This window comes from Leucobacter sp. OLIS6 (assembly GCF_002752355.1).
Lineage (GTDB): Bacteria > Actinomycetota > Actinomycetes > Actinomycetales > Microbacteriaceae > Leucobacter.
The window spans coordinates 328,237-347,926 of the sequence record NZ_MRAV01000008.1; the positions used below are offsets into that span (position 1 = coordinate 328,237).

At 71.9% G+C, this 19,690-nt stretch carries 18 protein-coding genes, 1 tRNA gene and 1 pseudogene; 15 read left to right on the forward strand and 5 right to left on the reverse strand.

All coding sequences use genetic code 11. The annotated features are described in order from the left end of the window. The first annotated feature begins 2 nt into the window (after positions 1–2). From BMH31_RS04790 to BMH31_RS04810, 5 genes are read left to right on the forward strand one after another with little or no spacing between them, the layout of a single operon-like run. A complete protein-coding gene (locus BMH31_RS04790; protein WP_099724213.1) occupies positions 3–644 on the forward strand; it encodes a ribonuclease HII in 642 nt (213 codons plus the stop codon). Between the two features lie 40 nt (positions 645–684). Further along, positions 685–1,518 (forward strand): glutamate racemase, encoded by an 834-nt coding sequence (gene murI / locus BMH31_RS04795; protein WP_199068311.1) that lies wholly within the window; start codon positions 685–687, stop codon positions 1,516–1,518. Positions 1,519–1,578: 60 nt separating this feature from the next. Then, complete coding sequence (gene rph, locus BMH31_RS04800) at positions 1,579–2,349, forward strand: ribonuclease PH (RefSeq protein WP_099724212.1); 771 nt, start codon at positions 1,579–1,581, stop codon at positions 2,347–2,349. After that, on the forward strand, positions 2,346–2,951 hold the full coding sequence (locus BMH31_RS04805; protein ID WP_099724211.1) for a non-canonical purine NTP pyrophosphatase: 606 nt from the start codon (positions 2,346–2,348) through the stop codon (positions 2,949–2,951). The genes rph and BMH31_RS04805 overlap by 4 nt, the downstream gene beginning before the upstream one ends. Beyond that, positions 2,951–5,968: an aminotransferase gene (locus tag BMH31_RS04810; RefSeq protein ID WP_099724210.1), complete on the forward strand. Its 3,018-nt coding sequence runs from the start codon at positions 2,951–2,953 to the stop codon at positions 5,966–5,968. The genes BMH31_RS04805 and BMH31_RS04810 overlap by 1 nt, the downstream gene beginning before the upstream one ends. Positions 5,969–5,998: 30 nt before the next feature. On the opposite strand, the gene BMH31_RS04815 is transcribed toward BMH31_RS04810, so the two are convergent. Next, complete coding sequence (locus tag BMH31_RS04815; RefSeq protein WP_099724209.1) at positions 5,999–6,649, reverse strand: LysE family translocator; 651 nt, start codon at positions 6,647–6,649, stop codon at positions 5,999–6,001. Positions 6,650–6,753: 104 nt separating this feature from the next. Between BMH31_RS04815 and BMH31_RS04820 the strand changes: the two genes are divergently transcribed. The 3 genes from BMH31_RS04820 to BMH31_RS04830 are packed head-to-tail and all read left to right on the forward strand — an operon-like array spanning position 6,754 to position 9,315. Further along, the gene (locus BMH31_RS04820) at positions 6,754–7,707 is read left to right on the forward strand and encodes an EamA family transporter (RefSeq protein WP_241898135.1); all 954 of its coding nucleotides are present in this window, start codon (positions 6,754–6,756) and stop codon (positions 7,705–7,707) included. Next, positions 7,704–7,979 carry an excalibur calcium-binding domain-containing protein gene (locus BMH31_RS04825; protein WP_099724208.1) on the forward strand — a complete coding sequence of 92 codons (276 nt, stop codon included), beginning with the start codon at positions 7,704–7,706 and terminating at the stop codon, positions 7,977–7,979. The genes BMH31_RS04820 and BMH31_RS04825 overlap by 4 nt, the downstream gene beginning before the upstream one ends. 4 nt (positions 7,980–7,983) lie before the next feature. Further along, positions 7,984–9,315: a deoxyribodipyrimidine photo-lyase gene (locus BMH31_RS04830; RefSeq protein WP_099724207.1), complete on the forward strand. Its 1,332-nt coding sequence runs from the start codon at positions 7,984–7,986 to the stop codon at positions 9,313–9,315. A gap of 1 nt (position 9,316) precedes the next feature. Here BMH31_RS04830 and BMH31_RS04835 read toward each other — a convergent pair whose 3' ends face one another. Together BMH31_RS04835 and BMH31_RS04840 are read right to left on the reverse strand one after the other, a co-directional pair. After that, positions 9,317–10,225, reverse strand: a complete 909-nt coding sequence (locus BMH31_RS04835; protein ID WP_099724206.1) for a TIGR01777 family oxidoreductase — start codon at positions 10,223–10,225, stop codon at positions 9,317–9,319. Next, the gene (locus BMH31_RS04840; protein WP_241898140.1) at positions 10,222–12,354 is read right to left on the reverse strand and encodes an MMPL family transporter; all 2,133 of its coding nucleotides are present in this window, start codon (positions 12,352–12,354) and stop codon (positions 10,222–10,224) included. The genes BMH31_RS04835 and BMH31_RS04840 overlap by 4 nt, the downstream gene beginning before the upstream one ends. A 175-nt stretch (positions 12,355–12,529) precedes the next feature. Between BMH31_RS04840 and BMH31_RS04845 the strand changes: the two genes are divergently transcribed. The 3 genes from BMH31_RS04845 (at position 12,530) to BMH31_RS04855 (ending at position 15,149) form a co-directional block, all read left to right on the forward strand. Then, positions 12,530–13,120 carry a MarR family transcriptional regulator gene (locus BMH31_RS04845; RefSeq protein WP_099724204.1) on the forward strand — a complete coding sequence of 197 codons (591 nt, stop codon included), beginning with the start codon at positions 12,530–12,532 and terminating at the stop codon, positions 13,118–13,120. Positions 13,121–13,185: 65 nt separating this feature from the next. Then, complete coding sequence (locus BMH31_RS04850) at positions 13,186–13,797, forward strand: helix-turn-helix domain-containing protein (RefSeq protein WP_099724203.1); 612 nt, start codon at positions 13,186–13,188, stop codon at positions 13,795–13,797. Between the two features lie 2 nt (positions 13,798–13,799). Continuing rightward, complete coding sequence (locus BMH31_RS04855) at positions 13,800–15,149, forward strand: MFS transporter (protein WP_099724202.1); 1,350 nt, start codon at positions 13,800–13,802, stop codon at positions 15,147–15,149. On the opposite strand, the pseudogene BMH31_RS04860 reads toward BMH31_RS04855, so the two are convergent. Further along, positions 15,119–15,829: pseudogene (locus BMH31_RS04860) on the reverse strand (DUF899 family protein). The gene BMH31_RS04855 and the pseudogene BMH31_RS04860 overlap by 31 nt on opposite strands. A gap of 87 nt (positions 15,830–15,916) precedes the next feature. On the opposite strand from BMH31_RS04860, the gene BMH31_RS04865 reads away from it, so the two are divergent. Further along, positions 15,917–16,381, forward strand: a complete 465-nt coding sequence (locus tag BMH31_RS04865) for a DUF523 domain-containing protein (RefSeq protein WP_099724201.1) — start codon at positions 15,917–15,919, stop codon at positions 16,379–16,381. A 13-nt stretch (positions 16,382–16,394) separates the two neighbouring features. On the opposite strand, the gene BMH31_RS04870 is transcribed toward BMH31_RS04865, so the two are convergent. After that, a tRNA-Leu gene (locus tag BMH31_RS04870) sits at positions 16,395–16,479 on the reverse strand. A gap of 155 nt (positions 16,480–16,634) precedes the next feature. On the opposite strand from BMH31_RS04870, the gene BMH31_RS04875 reads away from it, so the two are divergent. Genes BMH31_RS04875 through BMH31_RS04885 form a run of 3 tightly spaced genes read left to right on the forward strand, consistent with a single transcriptional unit; the run spans position 16,635 to position 19,658 of the window. Beyond that, complete coding sequence (locus tag BMH31_RS04875; RefSeq protein WP_099724200.1) at positions 16,635–17,705, forward strand: 3-isopropylmalate dehydrogenase; 1,071 nt, start codon at positions 16,635–16,637, stop codon at positions 17,703–17,705. A 46-nt stretch (positions 17,706–17,751) separates the two neighbouring features. Next, entirely contained in the window at positions 17,752–18,864 is a 1,113-nt protein-coding gene (locus tag BMH31_RS04880; RefSeq protein WP_099724199.1) for a branched-chain amino acid aminotransferase, read from the forward strand. Then, the gene (locus BMH31_RS04885) at positions 18,864–19,658 is read left to right on the forward strand and encodes a fumarylacetoacetate hydrolase family protein (protein ID WP_099724198.1); all 795 of its coding nucleotides are present in this window, start codon (positions 18,864–18,866) and stop codon (positions 19,656–19,658) included. The genes BMH31_RS04880 and BMH31_RS04885 overlap by 1 nt, the downstream gene beginning before the upstream one ends. The last annotated feature ends 32 nt before the right edge of the window (positions 19,659–19,690 follow it).

Genomic DNA, 19,690 nt, shown 5'->3' on the forward strand with positions numbered 1-19,690 from the left:
CGATGGCCGGGGTCTCGAAGGAACCGACCCTCGAGCTCGAGCACGAGTGGTTCGCCGCCGGGTCGCGGCTCGTGATCGGCGTCGACGAGGTCGGCCGCGGCGCGATCGCCGGCCCGGTCGCGGTCGGCGTCCACGCGGTCCGTGTGGGTACCGGGAGCTTTCCCGAGGGGCTCCGGGACTCCAAACTCATCAGCCAGAAGAAGCGCGAGGCGATCGCCGCAGGGATCGACGACTTCGGCCCCGGCGCCGTCGGCTTCTCGACCGCGCTCGAGATCGACGAGCACGGCATCACGGCGATGCTCGGCGCCGCCGCTCGACGGGCGCTGCTGGCGCTGCACGAGAGCGGCATCGATGTCACGGACGCGGTGATCCTGCTCGACGGCTCGCACGACTGGCTCACCCCGGCGCTGCGCGCGCCGCTCGACGTCCGCACCCGCGTGGGCGCCGATCGGGACTGCGCCTCGGTGTCGGCGGCGTCCGTGCGGGCGAAAGTCGCGCGGGACGCGCTGATGCTGGAGGCGCACGAGGCGCATCCGCACTACGCCTGGGCCTCCAACAAGGGCTACGGGGCGAAAGCGCACTACGACGGCATCGCGGCCCACGGCCTCACCGAGCTGCACCGGGCGAGCTGGATCAAGCGCTGAGCCCCAGCATCCCGTGCACCCCGCGCGGTAGGCTGGATCCGTGACTTCCGTGCTGCAGAACGACGCTCCCATCGGCGTGTTCGACTCGGGCGTCGGCGGGCTCACCGTGGCGCGGGCGATCCGCGACCAGCTGCCGAACGAGTCGATGATCTACGTGGGCGATACGGCGAATACGCCGTACGGCCCGCGTCCCATCGCCGAGGTGCGCAGGTTCTCGCTCGAGATCCTCGACGACCTCGTCGCGCAGGGGGTGAAGATGCTCGTGATCGCCTGCAACACCGCGAGCGCGGCCATGCTGCGCGACGCGCACGAGCGCTACGACGTCCCGGTGGTCGAAGTGATCGGGCCGACGGTGCGCAGCGCCGTCTCCATCACCCGCAACGGCCGGGTCGGCCTCATCGGAACGCAGGGCACCATCCAGTCCCGCGTGTACGACGACCTGTTCAGCATGCGTCCCGACATCGAGCTGACGGGGCAGGCGTGCCCCGAGTTCGTCCCGCTGGTCGAGGCCGGACGCACGAGCGGGCCCGAGGTGCTCGAGGTGGCGGAGCGCTACCTCGCCCCGCTGCTCGATCGCGAGATCGACACGCTCGTGCTCGGGTGCACGCACTATCCGTTCCTCCGCGGTGCGATCCGCCAGGTCGTGGGGCCCGATGTCGCCCTCGTGTCGAGCGACGTCGAAACCGCGGTGGAGGTCTACCGCACGCTGACCGATCGCGGTCTGCTCCGCTCTGAGGACGCCGGCGAACCGCTCGTCCGCTACGAGGCCACCGGCGCCGATACGGCCGGATTCGTCGAGCTGGCGCGCCGCATGATCGGGATCGGCATCGACGCCGTCGACCGCATGCCCACGGGCGCGATCCGCCTGCCCTAGCCGGCCCAGACCCCGCAGATTTCCCGGGAGCCCCCCGGAATCCTCACCCGAAGGAGCACCATGACCGACACCATCAGGTTCGACGGACGTACCCCGGCGCAGACGCGCCCCGTGACCATCGAGCGCGGGTGGAGCGCCCAGGCCGAGGGCAGCGCCCTCATCTCCTTCGGTGACACCCGTGTGCTGTGCACCGCGTCGTTCACCCCCGGCGTGCCGCGCTGGCTCATGGGCAAGGGGACCGGCTGGGTCACGGCCGAGTACGCGATGCTGCCGCGCTCCACGAACGAGCGCATGCAGCGCGAATCGGTCAAGGGCAAGATCGGCGGGCGCACGCACGAGATCTCGCGGCTCATCGGACGGAGCCTCCGTGCCGTGGTCGATACGAAAGCCCTCGGCGAGAACACCCTCGTGATCGACTGCGACGTGCTGCAGGCCGACGGAGGCACGCGCACCGCGTCGATCACGGGCGCCTACGTCGCGCTGGCCGAGGCGCTCGCCTGGGGCCGCGCGCAGGGCCACATCGCCCGCAAGGCGAAGCCGCTCACCGACAGCGTCGCGGCGATCTCGGTCGGCATCGTGGGCGGGGTGCCGCTCAGCGACCTCGCCTACGTCGAGGATTCGAAGGCCGAGACCGACATGAACGTGGTCGTCACGGGCTCGGGCGACTTCGTCGAGGTGCAGGGCACCGCCGAGGGCGCGCCGTTCAAGCGCGCCGAGCTCGATGCGCTGCTCGACCTCGCGCTCGTCTCGACCACCGAGCTGGGTGCGATCCAGCGCGCGGCGCTCGCGGACATCGACGGGATCGACGAGCTGATCGGCCGCCGCGCATGAGTCCCGCGCAGGTCGTGCTGGCGAGCCACAACGCGCACAAGCTGCAGGAGCTGCGGCGGCTCATGGAGCCCCTGATTCCGGGCATCGAGCTGATCGGCTACGACGGGCCCGAGCCCGTCGAGAGCGGGGTCACCTTCGCCGAGAACGCGCTCATCAAAGCGCGCGCGGCGGCCGCGCACACCGGGCTCCCCGCCATCGCCGACGACTCGGGCATCTCGGTCGAGGTGCTCGGCGGGTGCCCGGGCATCTTCTCGGCGCGCTGGGGCGGTCCCGCCCGCAGCGATACGGCGAACGTCGACCTGCTGCTCTGGCAGCTCAACGACCTGGCGGACGAGCACCGCTCCGCGGCGTTCGTCTGCGCCGCGGCGCTCGCGCTGCCCTCGGGCGAGGAGGCCGTGCAGATCGGCAACTGGCCCGGGAGCGTGCTCCGGGCCCCCGCCGGCGCGGGCGGCTTCGGCTACGATCCGGTGTTCCGTCCCGAGGGCGAGACCCGCTCGGCCGCGGAGCTCACGCCGGCCGAGAAGGACGCCGCTTCGCACCGCACCCGCGCCTTCTCGGCGCTCGTGCCCGAGATCCTGAGCCGAGTGGCGGGAGCCGACTGATGACGCAGGACCCCACGACGCCCGTCGGCGACGAGGCCGGCGGACTGGTGCGCCCCGCGGTGAGCGCGGAGGACGCAGCACGGATCTCGGGCGAGCTCTACGGCATCGAGGCCGCGGCTGTCGAGCTCGGCAGCAACCAGGACCGCAACTACCTGCTCACCCACCCCGATGGATCCCGCAGCGTGCTGCGGATCGACAATCCGATCTTCGGGCAGGAGGCCCGCGACGCCCAGCACGCCGCGCTCGACGCCTACCGGGCGGCGGGCGTCCGGGTGCCCGCGGTGCTCGCCGGACTCGACGGCGCGCTCACGCAGACCTGGGGCGGCTACGCCGTGCGGCGCAGCGAATTCGTCGACGGGGTCCCGCTCGTCGACGCCGGCTACCTCGCACCCGTCGTGCTCGAGGAGTTCGGCGCGCTCGCCGCGGCGTCGGTGCGTGCGCTGGAGGCTCTCGACCACCCGGGTCTCGACCGCCCGCACATGTGGGACATGCGGGTCGCATACGACGAGACCGTGCGGCTCGCTCCGGCGATCACCGATCCCGTGCTCCGCGATCGCGTGATCCTCGCCGCGCAGGCGGCGCACGAGGCGCTCGCCGCGGTCGCGGACGCGCTGCCGGTGCAGGCGATCCACGGAGACCTGACCGACGACAACGTGATGGGGATCCGGGGCGACGACGCCCGGGTGCACCCCGGCACCGTGCTGGATCTGGGCGATCTCTCGCTCGGGTGGCGGGTCGCCGAGCTCGCCGTCACAGCGTCCTCCATGCTCCACCACGAGCCGGCCAGGCCCGAGCGCGTGCTCGGCACCGTCGCGGCGTTCCACCGCGGGGCCGAGCTGTCCGCGGCGGAGGCCCGCGCGGTGTGGCCGCTCGTCGTGCTGCGCGCCGCGCTGCTCGTCGCGAGCGGCTGGCGTCAGCTCGAGATCGACGGCGGCAACGAGTACGCTCGCGAGCGCGTGGCGGGCGAGCAGGCGATCTTCGACGCCGCGACCCTGATCCCGCTCGTCGAGGCCACCGAGCTGGTGCTCGCCGAGGTCGGTCTGCTGGGCGCCCCGCACGGCACCGAACTGCGCCTGCTGGCGACGCCCGCGCCCGCGGCGGCGGGGACGCTCCCGCTGCGTTCGCTGCTGCCCGATCTCCTCGGCGAGGTCGCGATCCTCGACCCCGGGGTCGAATCGGAATCGCTCGACGCCGGGGCCTGGTTGGCGGCCGACGCGGAGGACTCGCTCGCGGCGTCGGCTCTGAGAGCGGGCGCCGCGGCGGCCGTGCTGCCGCACGGCGTCTACCGACTGACGCGCACGGCGATCGACACGGTCGACGGGGCGCGCACCTGGCCCGCGAACACCGAGATCCGCATCGCCGCGGGCGACGCGCAGCGCGCGATCGCACCCGCCGCGGGCACCGTGCTGGCGGTAGGGCCGGACGCGCTCCTCTTCGCGCTCGCGGACGGATGGCTGCTCGGGATCAGCGGCATCGTGCCGACCGTGGTCGGCGGCGAAGCCGTGGCCGCGGGGACCGTGATCGGGGCGGTCGCGGCGAGCGACGCCGGCAGCGGGGTACCGCGCACGGTGACCGTCGGCCTGCGCCGGCCCGATGCGCTCCCGCTGACCGAGGACCACTTCGCCTCGGCGCAGCTCATCGCGCCCGAGCGCGTGCCCGCGTGGCGGCGCCTCGCGCCGGATCCGGCCGGGCTCCTCGCGCTCCCCGAACTGGGGCAGCGGGACGAATCGAGCGACGAGCAGGACCGCCGCTCGCGCATCTTCGCGAGCGCGCAGGAACGCTACTACGAGCGTCCGATGCAGATCGAGCGGGGCTGGCGGCACCACCTCATCGACACGACCGGCCGCGCATACGTCGACATGGTCAACAACGTGACCGGGCTCGGTCACGGGCACCCGGGCGTCGCCGACGCGGTGAACCGGCAGATCCGGATCCTCAACACCAATTCGCGGTTCCTCTACCGCGAGCTCGCGGAGTACAGCGAGCGGCTGCTCGGACTGCTGCCCCAGGGCACCGGGCTCGACACCGTGCTGCTCGTCAACAGCGGATCCGAGGCGGTCGACCTGGCCCTGCGCCTCGCGCAGGCGGCCACCGGGCGGCGTACCATCGTGTCGCTGCGCGAGGCCTACCACGGCTGGACCATGGCGTCCGATGCCGTGACGACCTCGGCGTACGACAACCCGCACGCGCTCGAGTCCCGCCCCGACTGGGTGCACGTGGCCGACGTGCCCAACGAGTACCGCGGCACGTACCGCGGGCCGGGCACGGGGCCGAGGTACGCGGCGGCTCTCGGCGCCGACCTCGCCGCGCTCGCGGCCGAGGGTCGCGACGCCGCCGGGTTCATCTGCGAGTCGGTGCTGGGCAACGCCGGCGGGGTCCGGCTGCCCGAGGGCTACCTCGCCGACGCGTACGCGCGCGTGCGCGCCGCCGGCGGCCTCTGCATCGCCGACGAGGTGCAGGTGGGTTTCGGGCGCATGGGATCCACGTTCTGGGGCTTCGAGCAGTCGGGCGTCGTGCCCGACATCGTGACCATCGCGAAGCCGATGGGCAACGGGTTCCCGATCGGCGGGGTCATCACCTCGCAGCGGATCGCCGATGCGCTGGCCTCGCAGGGGCAGTTCTTCTCGTCGGCCGGGGGCAACCCGCTGTCGTGCCGGGTCGGCATCGCCGTGCTCGACGCGATGCGCGACGAGGGACTGCAGCAGAACGCGGCCGTGGTCGGCGAACGGCTGCGACTCGGTTTCGAGGCGCTCGCCGCGCGTCACACGCTGATCGGTCCGGTGCACGGCACCGGCCTCTACCTGGGCGTCGAGCTCGTGCGCGACCGCGAGACGCTGGAGCCCGCGAAGGAGGAGGCCGTCGCGATCTGCGAGCGCCTGCGTGAACTGGGCGTGGTCGTGCTGACCACCTCGGAGCGCTCGAACGTGCTCAAGGTGAAGCCGCCGCTGTGCCTCACCGCCGAGAGCGCCGACTTCGTCGTCGCCGCGCTCGACCGGGTGCTCACCGAGGGCTGGTAGCCGGCGGGGCTGCTGCGCGACCGCGCCGCGTCAGCGCAGCAGCCCCAGCGCCGTCTCGGTGAGGATCGCGAGTGCGACGAGCACGAACACGGTGCCCGCGACGATGTCGATCCACGGCGAAGCCCGCTGGAACCAGTTCTGGAAGCGCCGTGCGGATGCCGCGATGGCGAACCCGCAGAACCAGGCGAGCCCGATCAGTACGAGCAGTGCGACGATGGCGCCGCGATCCCACCAGCTCGCCTCGGGCGGCAGCATCTGCGAGAACAGGGCGGTGAAGAACAGCAGGGCCTTGGGGTTCGAGAGATTGGTGATGAGGCCCAGGCGGAGCGGCCGGGTGCTCGGGGCGCCCGCCGTCTGCGCCGCGGCCGGATCCCGGAGGCTGCGCATGCCGGCGCGGATGCTCTGCGCGCCGATCCAGATCAGCACCGCCGATCCGGCGAACTGCAGGGCGGGGAGCGCCCAGGGGATCGCGCGGAGCAGCGCCGAGAGACCCAGCACGGAGACCAGGATCCAGGCGAGATTGCCGAGCATGATCCCGATCGCCGCCCGGAGCGCGGCCGAGCGGTCCCGGATGCCGATGCGCAGCAGCAGGAAGAGGTCGGGGCCGGGCATCGCGATGGCCGCGATCCACGCAGCCGCGAGGGCGAGCCAGTCGGCTGCGGTCAGGGCGGTTGCGGGCATCCATCCATCCTGCCAGGCCGGAATCGCGTGCCGTGCCTTCGCGGCGATAGGCTCGGAGCAGGCGACGCCGCACGACCGGCGCGATGATGCGGCGGGAGGCAGCGGTGACTGGTGCGGGACGGGGTCTTCCCGCGGCGGGGTTCCTGCTCGCGATCGCGTCGGCGGCGAGCTTCGCGCTCTCGGGCATCTTCGCGAGCGCACTGCTCTCCGCCGGGTGGTCGGCCGGAGCCGCCGTGACCGCGCGGATCACGCTCGCCGCGCTCGTGCTCGCAGTGCCGACGGTGTTCGTGCTGCGCGGCCGCTGGAGCCTCGTGCGCGCCGCGTGGCGTCCGCTCCTGCTCTTCGGACTGCTCGCGGTGGCCGGTTGTCAGCTGGCGTTCTTCCTGGCGGTGCAGTTCATCCCGCCGAGCCTCGCGCTGCTGATCGAGTTCCTCGGCCCGGTGGTGCTCATGCTCTGGAGCTGGGCGCGGACCCGGGTGGCACCGAGCGGGATCACGCTCGCCGGTGCCGGGGTCGCGGTGCTCGGGCTCGTCGCGATCTCGGGCGTCGTGACCGGCGGCTCTCTGAACCCGCTCGGGATCCTGTTCGCGCTGATCGCCGCGGTCGGCAACGCCGCCTACTACGCGACCGGGGCGTCGGCGGATCACGGGATCCCGCCCCTGCCGTTCGTCGGTCTGGGGCTCGGGGTCGGGTCGATCGTGCTCATCGTCGTCAGCTCGGTCGGGCTGCTGCCGTTCGCGGTCACCTCCGAACCCGCGGTGATCGGCGGGGTCGGCCTGCCGCCCTGGGCAGCGGTCGCGGGGATGGTGCTCATCTCGACGGTGCTCTCGTACATCCTCGGGGTCGCCGCCTCCCGCAGGCTCGGCGCGACGGTCGCGAGCTTCACCGGTTACTCCGAGGCGCTCTTCGGTATCTTCTGGACCATCGTGCTGCTCGCAGTGATCCCGTCGCCCATGCAGTGGCTCGGGGCGGCGCTGATCGTGCTCGGCGTCATCGGGGTCAAGATCGGCGAAGTCGTGCGCGAACGCAAGACGGATCCCGATATGGTTGACGCATGAAGCATCGCCTCCTCGCCGTGGTCGCCGCCGGCGCGCTCGCCGTTTCGCTGACGCCGCTGGCCGCCGCACCGGCCGAAGCCGCTCCGGCGCGGTACAAGAACTGCACCGCGCTCAACAAGGTGTACAAGCACGGTGTGGGCAAGAAGGGCGCGAAGGACCGGGTGCGGGGCAAGACCAAGCCCGTCACGACCTTCAAGATCGACACCGCGCTCTACACCGCCAACCGGCACCTCGACGGCGATAAGGACGGCGTATCCTGCGAGAAGAAGTAGGCCCGTGACCACGCTCGTCTGGTTCCGGGACGACCTCCGCATCGCCGATCACCCGGCGCTCTCGGCAGCGGCGGAGGACCCGGAGGGCATGATCCCGCTCTTCGTGCTCGACGAGGAGAGCCCCGGATCGCGGCCGCTCGGCGGCGCCGCCCGCTGGTGGCTGCACGGATCGCTCGCGGCGCTGCAGCGCGAGCTCGCCGACCGCGGCGTGCCGCTCGTGCTGCGCCGAGGCGCGGCCTCCGCGGTGATCCCCGAGATCGTGGCCGAGTGCGGGATCACCCGGGTCGTCTGGAACCGGAGGTACGGCGACGAGCGCCACGCGGACGCCGAACTGAAAGCGACGCTCCGCCGCGCGGGGATCGACGCGCGATCCTTCGTCGGGGGAGTGCTGCACGAGCCCGGCACCATCCTGAACGGTGAGGGGCGGCCCTATCGCGTCTACTCGGCCTTCTGGCGCGCCTGCGCGGCGGCCCCCGAGCCCGCGGCACCGCTCGGCCCTCCCGCTCGCTGGATTCCCGGGCCGCACGTGCCGCAGGGCGATGCGCTCGACGACTGGAATCTCCGCCCGACGGAACCCGACTGGGCCGGCGGACTCGCCGCCCGCTGGGAACCCGGCGAGCGCGCCGCGCATGACGCGCTCGAGCGATTCCTCGACGAGCGGGCGGCCGGCTATGCCGACGGGCGCGACTACCCGGCGAGACCCGCGACCTCGGAGCTCTCGCCCCACCTGCGCTGGGGCGAGATCAGCCCGCGCACGGTCTGGCACCGGTCCATCGCGTCCGGGGCGGACGCGGGCACCTTCCTCTCCGAGCTCGGCTGGCGGGAGTTCGCCTGGCACACCCTGTTCCATGCGGGCGGCATGCACGAGCGCGGCATCGACGCGCGCTTCGACGCCTTCCCCTGGCGCTCGTCCGCGGAATCCGCCGACGACCTCGCTGCCTGGCAGCGGGGCCGCACCGGCTTCCCGCTCGTCGACGCCGGCATGCGCGAGCTCTGGACGACCGGCTTCATGCACAACCGTGTGCGCATGGCCGCGGCGTCGTTCCTCACCAAGAACCTGCTCATCGACTGGCGGGAGGGCGAGCGCTGGTTCTGGGACACGCTCGTCGACGCCGATGCCGCGAGCAACCCGTTCAACTGGCAGTGGGTCGCGGGGTGCGGGCTCGACGCGGCGCCGTACTTCCGCATCTTTAATCCGCAGACCCAGCAGCGGCGCTTCGATTCCGACGGCCGGTACGTCGACCGGTGGGCGCCCGACAGCCTGATCGTCCCCGAGATCGTCGACCTGCGCGAGAGCCGGATCCGCGCGCTCGCCGCCTACGACGCGATCAAGTGAATCATCGCGCGCGGTCGCCGATCGCCGCGTCGATCGCCTCGGCCGCGGTGCGATGAACGAACGCGAAGCCCGAGCGCTCGAGCGCCTCCGGGCGCACCGCCGCGTCCGCGAGCAGGAGGGAGTCCGCCGCGTCGCGTCCGAGCCCGAGCCGGAGCGCCCACGCGGGCGCGGGCAGCAGGAACGGGCGGTGCATCGCCGACGCGAGGGCACGGCCGATGTCGTTGGCGCTCGCGATCCCGGGGCCTGAGAGGTTCACCGGGCCCGTGAGCCCCGTCGCGATGACGTGGCGGATCGCCGCAACCTCGTCCTGCAACGAGATCCAGGGCCAGATCTGCCGTCCGCCGCCGAGCGGGCCGCCGAGCCCGAACCGAGTCAGCGCGATCATGGGCTTCAGCACGCCGGCGGGGTGGAGCAGGGGAGCGGTGCGGAGCAGGGCGACGCGCGCATCGGGACCGGCTTCGAGGGCGGTCTGCTCCCACTGCGCAGTGAGCTCCGCCAGGAACGTCCCGCCGGTGGGGCTCTGCTCGGTCAGACGCGCCCCGGGAGCCGAACCGTAGATGCCGACCGCGGACGCTGACACGAACTGCGGGGCGGCGCGGCCGAGCTGCCGGATTGCGCGCGCGATCGTGCGGGTCGGCTCGACCCGGGAGGTCAGGAGCTCCTGCTTCCGGCGCGCCGTCCAGGGGAGGCGTCCGATGCTCGCGCCGTTGAGCGAGACGACCGCCCGGGCCCCCTCGAGCACGGCGGGGTCGAGGGGGGCGGACCCGGGCCGCCACTCGATCTCGTCGCCCGAGCGGACCGGCCGCCGCACGAGCCGGACGACGGGGATGCCGTCCGTCGCGAAGGAGTCGGCGAGCGCCCGGCCGATGAGGCCGGATGCGCCGGAGATGATGACGCGTGGTTCGTTCATCGCGAGGGGTCCTTTCGTGCGAGCCGGGACGGCCACCATACCGGGCGCCCGATGTCGAACAGGAGCGCGGGGACGAGGAAGGCCCGCACGAGGAAGGTGTCGAGCAGCACCCCGAACGCCACGATGAAGGCGATCTGCACGAGGAACAGGATCGGGATCACCGAGAGCGCGGCGAAGGTGGCGGCGAGCACGAGCCCGGCAGAGGTGATCACGCCGCCGGTGGCCGACAGGCCTCGGATCACGCCGTCCCGAGTGCCGTGCATGCGGGACTCCTCGCGGACCCGGGTGGCGAGGAAGATGTTGTAGTCGATGCCCAGGGCGACGAGGAACACGAAGCCGTAGAGCGGCACCGCGGGGTCGGCCCCCGGGAAACGGAAGACGCCGTTGAACATCAGGGCCGAGACGCCGAGGGCGGTGCCGAAGGAGAGCACGGTCGTGAGGACGAGCAGCACCGGTGCGACGATCGACCGCAGCAGCAGCATGAGGATCACGAGGATCACCGCGAGGACGACGGGGATGATCAGGGTGCGATCGTGCACGGACGCGTCGTTCGTGTCGATCGCCGTAGCGGTCACGCCCCCGACGAGGGCCTGGGTGCCCGCCGATGCGAATGCCGCTCGCAGGTCCCGGACCGTGCGTTCGGCCGCGTCGGAATCCGCGGCGCTCGTCAGCGTGCCCTGCAGGAGCACGCGCCCCTCGACCTCGGTCGGCGAGGGGGCAGGGGTGCCCGGGGGACCCTGCGCGACGATGCCGTCGCCGGTGACCGTCGCGGAGCCGGACGGGGCGTCCCGAGCGACCACGGTGACACCGTCGATGCCGCTCTGCTCCAGCATCGTGTCGGCCGCCCCGCGCAGCTCCGCGGTCGGCACCACGACGGAGACCGGGCTCCCGGAACCGCCGGGGAAATGCTCGCCGAGCACGCGCTGCCCGTCGCGAGCGCCGGAGCTCGTCAGTACGAGATCGGACTGGGAGACGCCCTGCGCCTGCAACTGCGTCACGCCCGCGGCACCGATCAGCAGGAGCGCGGTGGTGACGATCCAGATCGTCCGCGGCCTACGGCGGATGAGCCCGCCGAGCTTCGCCCAGACACCCCGGGTCGGCACGCCGCCCTCCGCGGCGACGACATCGGGCTCGAAGTGCGGCCGCTTCGGCCAGAACGCGGCGCGGCCGAACACGAAGAGGAGCGCCGGGAGCAGCGTGAGCGCGGAGAGCATCGCGAACACGATGCCGATCGAGGCGACGGGCCCGAGGGCGCTGTTGGACTTGAGATCGCTGAGGAGGAGGCAGAGCAGGCCCGCGATCACGGTTCCGCCCGACGCCACGATGGGTTCCCAGGAGCCGCGGAGCGCCCGGAATGTCGCCGCCGCCTTGTCCTGATCGACGCGCAGCGCTTCGCGATAGCGCGATACGTAGAGCAGTGAGTAGTCGGTCGCGGCGCCGATGACGAGGATGAAGAGAATGCCCTGGGTCTGCCCGCTGAGCAGCAGCACGCCGCTCTTCGCGAGCCACCAGACGCTCAGCAGCGCGACGGTGAGCGCGAACAGGCTGGTCGAGAGCACCGCGACGGGGAGGAGGAGCGAGCGGTAGACGACGATGAGGATCACGAACACCGCGAGGAGCGCGACGAGGAGCAGGATCCCGTCGATGCCCGAGAACGCTTCGACGAGGTCGGCGGTGAAACCGGCGGGGCCGGTCACGTGGGCCACGATCCCGTCGGGCGCCTGCGCCGAGAGCTGCGCGGAGATCTCGTCGACCACTGTGCTCACCTTCACCGAGGTGTCGACCGGCACGAAGGCCTCTGCGGCGAGACCGTCCTTCGACGGGATCACGGGCGAGACCCCGTCGGCGACCCCGGTGATCCCGCTCAGATCCTGCACCGAGGTCGACAGCTGCTCGAGCTGCTCGGGGGTGATCTCGGAATCCGATGCGAAGACCACGACCGCGGGGATGGCTTTCGAATCGGTGAAGTCGCCGAGCATGCCCTGCACCTGCGTGGCGTCCGCCGAGGACGGCAGGTAGGCCGTCTGATCGTTGGAGGAGACCTCGCTCACCTTGCCGAAGTAGGGGCCGCCGATGCCGGCGCCCGCGAACCACACGAGGATGATGAGCGCTGGGAGGACGACGCGCAGCCAGGTGGGAACTCGGCGCTGGGGCGCCGAGCCGGAGGGGTCCGAGGTGGCCGTGCGGAGGTCGTGCTGCTGCTTCACTTGGATCATCTCCGTCAAATCGATATCTCTCGGTTGATAGTTTCCCTGGGTGTAATTTAATCTGATGTCCTCATCAGCGCAACACTAGGATGACGCCATGTCCGAAGAACGCGACGAGGTCCCGTCCGACCCGATCGCCGCCAGCCTCTACGAGGTCGACTCGAGCGATCCGCGCAGCGAACTGGTCGACCGATCCGGTCTGCCGCCCGAGGCGATCGGTCAGATCGGTCGGCTCATGGCCTCGCTGTCCGCTCTGCGCGAGGTCGAGCAGCGGGTGTCTGACGCCTCGCAGAAGTACATGCGGCTCAGCGGGCAGGACATGCGGGCGCTGCACTACCTGATCGTCGCCAAGAACCGGGCCGAAGTGGCGACCCCCGGTATGCTCGCCGCGCACCTCGGCATCTCGGCGGCCTCGACCACCAAGCTGCTCAACCGCCTGGAGCGGGGCGGCCACATCGTGCGCAACGTGCACCCGGCCGACCGACGGGCCTTCGCCATCGAGGTGACGCGCGAGACCGAGGCCTCGGCCATGCAGACGGTGGGGCGTCAGCAGTCGAAGCGATTCCACGCTGCCGCCCGGCTCACGAGCGAGGAGCGTGAAACGGTGATCCGCTTCCTCGACGACATGGCGGCGGAGCTCTCGCTCGACGGAGCGGACTGGGCGGAGAACGATGAGGATGGGGAGTGATCGGCGAGGTGTGATCACTATGCACAATACTTGTGCATAGAAAGGGTGCATGCGAGGATCGGGGTATGACCGAACCCGAGACCCATCGCGACCTGCACCTCGACGAGCGCGCCGTCCGCGTCCTCGCGCACCCGCTCCGGTCCCGACTGCTGGGCGAACTCCGCCTGCACGGGCCCGCGACGGCGACTCGGCTCGCCGAGACGCTCGGCACCAACACGGGCGCCACGAGCTACCACCTGCGTGCGCTCGAGACGGTCGGACTGGTCACCGATACGGGGGAGGGCGCCGGGCGTCGACGCCTGTGGGCGGCGAGCACCGAGTCGCACTCCTGGACCAACTCCGATTTCGCGGGCGACGACGACGCGCAGGCCGCACTCGGGTGGCTGCGGCGCGACTACGTGCGGCAGTTCGCGGTGCGCGCCGAACAGTGGCTCGACGCCGAACCCGAGTGGCCGGCCGAATGGGTCGACCTCCTCGGGCACGGCGACTCGCTCCTGGTCGTCACCCCCGCGCAGCTCGCCGCCTTCCGCGCGGAGCTCGACGCGCTCCTCGAGAAGTACCGGGCGGCCGGCGAGGGCGATCCCGGCGCTCGGCGGCTCCACTTCGTCGAACAGACGATGCCCATCGACCCGAGCCCGCCGGTCGCCGTCGAAGGCGGCAGCGCGAGCGAGGAGTGACCATGAACCCGGTCGCGGCGGCGGAGCGCCGCCTGATCCTGCTCACCGGGCTGCGCTGGCTGCCGGTCGGATTCGTGCTGGGCGTCACCGTGCTGCTCCCGCTGGAACGCGGACTGACGGTCCCCGAGATCGGCGGCCTGCTCGCGATCCAGGGTTTCGTCGTCCTCGCCCTCGAACTCCCGACCGGGGCGCTTTCCGATACGATCGGCCGCCGGCCCGTGCTCGTGGCCTCGGGTGTGCTCGCGATCGCCGCGAGCACGCTCTTCCTGCTCGCGGACTCCTGGGGCGTGTTCGCGCTGTCGCTACTGCTGCAGGGCGTGTTCCGGGCGCTCGACTCCGGCGCGCTCGAATCCTGGTTCGTCGACACCGCCCACGCGCACGACCCGGACGCGAACCTCGCCCGGCCGCTGGGTCGGGCGGGTGCGGCGCTCGGCGGCGCCATCGCGATCGGTGCGCTCCTCGGCGGCGGACTCATCGCATGGCATCCGATCCCCGCCGGGTCAGCGCTCGTGCCCCCGCTGCTGCTCGCGATCCTCTGCTACACCGCATACGTCGTGCTGGTGCTGGTGCTGGTGCGCGACGCACCGGGGCCGGGCCATGACGGCTCGCGTACCGCGGGCCGGACGCCCAGGCATCCGCTGGCCGCCGTGACGCGCACTCTGCGTGACACGCCCCGCACGATCGCGGAGGGTGCTCGGCTCGCACTCCGATCCCGCGTCCTCGCGGGACTGCTGCTGGTCGAAGTCTTCTGGTCGGTCGCGATGATCGCGTTCGAGACCTTGACCCCGCTGCAACTGGAACAGCTGCTCGGAAGCGAGCAGGATGCGGCCGCGGTGTTCGGCCCGGCATCGGCCGCCGCGTGGGGGCTGTACGCGGTGGGGTCGATCCTCGCCGAGCGCCTCTCCGCGGTCTTCGGCCCGGCCTGGACGGCGATCCTCAGCCGGCTCCTCAACGGGGCGTTCGTCGTGTGGATGGGCCTCTCGGCGGGCGTGATCGGCATCCTCATCGCCTACGGTCTCACCTATCTCGCCCACGGCTCGGGCGGACCGGTGCACGCGGCGCTCCTGCACCGGGAAGCCGGCCGCACGACCCGCGCGACCGTGCTCTCGCTCAACTCGATGATCTCGGGCGGCGCGTACAGCATCGGCCTGCTCGTGCTCACGGGGTTCGCCGCGTCCACCTCAGCCGCGACGGCGACCGTCGTCGCCGGTGCGTTCAGCCTGCTGGGGGCGCTCTGCTACCTCCCCGCGCTCGGACGGGACCGGAGGGAGCGCGGGGGCTATCGGACGGGAGCCGCGGGTCTCGGTCCCGCGCGGGATCATCAGGATGCTGAGCCGGTCCCCGGCCCGTAGAGCCGGGCGACGTCCTCCGACCCGAGCCACCCGGCATAGGTGGGCCCCTGGGGCCACCCCGCGGGGGAGTCCTGCCACTCCTCCTGCCGCCCCAGCGGCAGCACGTCGATCAGCGGGAAGGTGTGGGCGACCTGCTCGACGCCGCGGCTCGTCGTCGACCAGGTCCGGTAGACCGTGTCGCCGTCGCGGAGGAACACGTTGAGTGCGAAACCGCCGCCCGCCGGGGCATCCACGTCCGCCCCGAACGGACTGCCGGCGGTCGAATACCACTCCATCCGATTCCCGACCCGGTCGCGATAGGCGAGGGCCTCGTCGATGGGGCCCTGCGTCACGATCACGAAACGCGCGTCTTAGGGCTCCAGGAACTCCAAGCGCGTGAACTGCGAGGTGAAGGACGTGCATCCGCCGCACTGCCACTCGGAGTCCGGGAACCACATGTGATGGTAGGTGATGAGCTGGGAACGCCCGTCGAAGAGGTCTACGAGGCGCACGGGGCCGCCGGCGCCCTGCAGGGTGTAGTCGGGCAGTTCGACCATGGGTAGCCTGCGGCGCTGCGCGGCGATGGCGTCGAGCTCGCGCGTCGCGGCCTTCTCGCGGAGGCGCAGCTCGGCCAGCTCGCGCCGCCAGGTCTCGTCGTCAACGACCGAGGGCATGGCCGGTGGCGGGGTCTCGGGTGACATCGGCGTCTCCTTCCGCTCTCCGACCATTCTCCGCCGGTGCGCGGGAAGGTCAAGGGACGCTTCGGTCCGCCCGGCTAGCATGAGGGGATGAGCGATGCGCCGATCCTCGTGAGCTCCTGCCTGGCGGGCATCCCCTGCCGCTACGACGCTCGCGCGCGACCCGACGACGCGGTGATCGAGGCGGTCCGCGAGGGGCGCGCGATCCCCGCGTGCGCCGAGCAGCTGGGGGATCTGCCCACGCCCCGTCCCGCCGCGGAGATCGTCGGGGGCGACGGGGAGGACGTGCTGCGCGGTACGGCACGGGTGGTGAGCATCGACGGCGAGGATCTGACGGCGCCGTTCGTCGCGGGCGCCGAGGCGGTCGCGGAGATCGTCGAGCGTCACGGCATCGAGCGGGCGCTGCTGCAGGGGCGCAGCCCGTCCTGCGGCTGCGGCACCATCTACGACGGCACCCACTCGGGGGCGCTCGTCGACGGCGACGGCGTGCTGACCGCCGTGCTCAAACGCCGGGGGCTCTCGATCGAGCCGGTTCGCGGGCGCCGCCAGGAGTAACCCGACCGATCGGTGGTGCGCAAGAAGGGACTTGAACCCTCACGTCCGAAGACACTGGAACCTAAATCCAGCGCGTCTGCCAATTCCGCCACTCGCGCGCGTGCCGCGCGGGACGGCACCGCCCCAGCCTAGCGCGGCCCGTGAGGATTGGAGTGCCCGCGCGGCGCGAGCCGGGGTCCGCCGGGAGTAGGCTGGATGCCACTTGCAGCCGCGCATTTCGGCGCGCGCCGACGAGGGAGACGAAGGAGCCCGAGTGACCCGCACCATCAAGCTGGCAGTGATTCCCGGCGACGGCATCGGACCGGAGGTGATCGAGCAGGCGAACCGCGTGCTCGACGCCGTGCTCGACGGCGGCGACGTCGTGCTCGAGCGCACCGAGTTCAAGCTGGGCGCCGAGCGCTTCCTCGAGACGGGCGACACGCTCCCCGAGGCCGAGCAGGCGGCCATCGCCGAGCACGAGGCGATCCTGTTCGGCGCCGTGGGCGGCGTCCCCGGCGACCCCCGTCTGAAGGCTGCGAACATCGAGCGCGGACTGCTGCTCAAGCTGCGCTTCGACTTCGACCACTACGCCAACGTGCGCCCCTGCGCGCTCGTGCCGGGCGTGATCTCGACGCTCGCGAACCCGGGCGACGTCGACTTCGTCGTGGTGCGCGAGGGCACCGAGGGCCCCTACGCGGGCAACGGCGGACGCCTGCGTCCCGGTACGACCGCCGAGGTCGCGACCGAGGTGTCGGTCAACACGGCCTACGGCATCGAGCGCGTCGTCCGCTACGCGTTCCGGGTGGCCGAGAGCCGTCCGCGCAAGACGCTCACCTGGGTGCACAAGACCAACGTGCTCGTGCACGCCGGCGCGACCTGGCAGCGCATCGTCGAGGCGGTCGCGGCCGAGCACCCGGGCATCGCGGTCGACTACATGCACGTCGACGCCGCGACGATCCACATGGTGCAGAACCCGTCGCGCTTCGACGTGATCGTGACTGATAACCTGTTCGGTGACATCCTCACGGACCTGGCCGGCGCCATCGGCGGCGGCATCGGGCTCGCAGCCAGCGGCAACATCAATCCCGACGGCACGTTCCCGAGCATGTTCGAGCCCGTTCACGGATCTGCTCCCGACATCGCGGGGAAGCAGCTGGCGGACCCGACCGCGGCGATCCTCTCCGCAGCCCTCATGCTCGACCACCTCGGTCTCGCCGCAGACGGCGATCGCATCCGCGCAGCGGTGCGATCCGATCTGGCCGGCGCCACCGATCGCGGCGACGCACCGCGCTCGACCACCGCCGTCGGCGACGCGGTGATCGCGCAGCTCCCGGCCCGCGCCTAGCGCCGCCGGTTACGACTCAGCACCCGTTCCAGGAGAAAGCACGCACATGACCGCTCTCGCATTCACCCGCACCGAAGCCGATCGACTGCCCGACGCCGAGCGCGAGGCGATCCTCGCCGACCCCGGCTTCGGCAACCACTTCACCGATCACATGGTCTCGATCTCGTGGAGCGTCGACGCGGGCTGGCACGATGCCGAGGTCCTGCCGTACGGGCCGCTGCAGGTGGATCCGGCTTCGTCGGTGCTGCACTACGGGCAGGAGATCTTCGAGGGGCTCAAGGCGTACCGCCGTCCCGACGGGTCGATCGTCACGTTCCGGGCCGACGCCAACGCGCGGCGCCTGAACACGAGCGCCGATCGGCTCGCCCTGCCCGAGCTCCCCGAGGAGCTGTTCGTGGCTGCGGTGAACGAGCTGCTGCACGTCGACGCCGACTGGGTGCCCTCGGGCGCCGACCAGAGCCTCTACCTGCGCCCGTTCATGATCGCGGACGAGAGCTTCCTCGGGGTGCGCGCCGCCCAGAAGGCGCGCTTCCTCATCATCGCGAGCCCGGCCGGCGCCTACTTCACGGGTGGCGTGAAGCCGGTGTCGATCTGGCTGTCGAAGGACCTGGCCCGTGCCGGCCGCGGCGGCACGGGGGCGGCGAAGTGCGGCGGCAACTACGCCTCCTCGCTGCTGCCGACCCGCATCGCCGCCGCGAACGGCTGCGCTCAGGTGCTCTTCACCGACTCAGCCACCGAGGACACGATCGACGAGCTCGGCGGCATGAACCTCTTCATCGTGCGCGCCGACGGCACGCTCATCACCCCGCGGACCAACGGTAACATCCTCGACGGCATCACGCGGTCGAGCCTGATCCGTCTCGCCGAGGCGCGCGGGCACCGGGTCGAGGAGCGCGACGTGACCGTGCGCGAGTGGCGCGAGGGCGTCGCCGACGGCAGCATCACCGAGGCCTTCGCCTGCGGCACCGCGGCGGTGATCACCCCGATCCAGGCACTCATCGGCGAGGAGGGCACCCTGCTCGACTTCGGTGCGGGCGCGCCGGGCGAGCTCACCATGTCGCTGCGCGAGGAGCTCACCGGGATCCAGTTCGGCACGGTCGAGGATCCCTTCGGCTGGGTGACCGAAGTGGTTCCCGCGAGCGCCGGGGCGGCCGCCTGATGCGGGTCGCGCGCTTCCGCACCGACGACGCCATCACCTTCGGCGTCTTCGACGAGGCCGAGCACGGCGGCGGCGAGGAGCTCGTCGAGCTCGTCGCCGATCCCATGGTGGCCGGGTACGAGACCACGGGTCGCCGGTTCCGCCTCGACGAGGTGAAGCTGCTCGCCCCCGTGATCCCGCGGTCGAAGATCGTCTGCGTCGGCAAGAACTACCAGGACCACGTGGCCGAGATGGCCGGCGTCACCGGTATCGGCGGCGCGGCGCCCGAGGAACCGCTGCTCTTCCTCAAGCCGAACACCTCGGTGATCGGCCCCGACGACGCGATCGTGCGCCCGTCGATCTCCGACCGCGTCGAGCACGAGGGCGAACTCGCCGTCGTGATCGGTGCCATCGCGAAGGACGTCCCCGAGTCCGAGGCGCTCAAGTACGCCTACGGCTTCACGTGCGCGAACGACGTGACCGCGCGCGACCTGCAGATCAGCGACGGCCAGTGGGCGCGGGCCAAGGGCTTCGACACGTTCTGCCCGCTCGGCCCGGTCATCGAGACCGATCTCGATCTCGCCGACGTGCGGGTTGAGACCCGGGTCAACGGCGAGGTGCGGCAGAGCGCCTCGACGAAGGGCCTCATCCACTCGATCCCGAAGATCATCGCGCACGCTTCGCAGGCGTTCACCCTGCTGCCGGGCGACGTGATCCTCACCGGGACTCCCGCGGGCGTCGGGCGGCTCGAGCCGGGCGACACCGTCGAGGTCGAGGTGCAGGGCATCGGGGTGCTGCGCAACACCGTGCGCTGATCCGTCGAGCCGGGCTCGGTGGCGCGTCTGCG

What these genes read in the sequence shown, in the direction of transcription:
- BMH31_RS04790 (WP_099724213.1), top strand. Translation starts at nt 3, where the DNA reads ATGGCCGGGGTCTCGAAGGAACCGACCCTCGAGCTCGAGCACGAGTGG.
- rph (WP_099724212.1), top strand. Translation starts at nt 1,579, where the DNA reads ATGACCGACACCATCAGGTTCGACGGACGTACCCCGGCGCAGACGCGC.
- BMH31_RS04805 (WP_099724211.1), top strand. Translation starts at nt 2,346, where the DNA reads ATGAGTCCCGCGCAGGTCGTGCTGGCGAGCCACAACGCGCACAAGCTG.
- BMH31_RS04810 (WP_099724210.1), top strand. Translation starts at nt 2,951, where the DNA reads ATGACGCAGGACCCCACGACGCCCGTCGGCGACGAGGCCGGCGGACTG.
- BMH31_RS04815 (WP_099724209.1), bottom strand. Translation starts at nt 6,649, where the DNA reads ATGCCCGCAACCGCCCTGACCGCAGCCGACTGGCTCGCCCTCGCGGCT.
- BMH31_RS04825 (WP_099724208.1), top strand. Translation starts at nt 7,704, where the DNA reads ATGAAGCATCGCCTCCTCGCCGTGGTCGCCGCCGGCGCGCTCGCCGTT.
- BMH31_RS04835 (WP_099724206.1), bottom strand. Translation starts at nt 10,225, where the DNA reads ATGAACGAACCACGCGTCATCATCTCCGGCGCATCCGGCCTCATCGGC.
- BMH31_RS04845 (WP_099724204.1), top strand. Translation starts at nt 12,530, where the DNA reads ATGTCCGAAGAACGCGACGAGGTCCCGTCCGACCCGATCGCCGCCAGC.
- BMH31_RS04850 (WP_099724203.1), top strand. Translation starts at nt 13,186, where the DNA reads ATGACCGAACCCGAGACCCATCGCGACCTGCACCTCGACGAGCGCGCC.
- BMH31_RS04855 (WP_099724202.1), top strand. Translation starts at nt 13,800, where the DNA reads ATGAACCCGGTCGCGGCGGCGGAGCGCCGCCTGATCCTGCTCACCGGG.
- BMH31_RS04865 (WP_099724201.1), top strand. Translation starts at nt 15,917, where the DNA reads ATGAGCGATGCGCCGATCCTCGTGAGCTCCTGCCTGGCGGGCATCCCC.
- BMH31_RS04880 (WP_099724199.1), top strand. Translation starts at nt 17,752, where the DNA reads ATGACCGCTCTCGCATTCACCCGCACCGAAGCCGATCGACTGCCCGAC.
- BMH31_RS04885 (WP_099724198.1), top strand. Translation starts at nt 18,864, where the DNA reads ATGCGGGTCGCGCGCTTCCGCACCGACGACGCCATCACCTTCGGCGTC.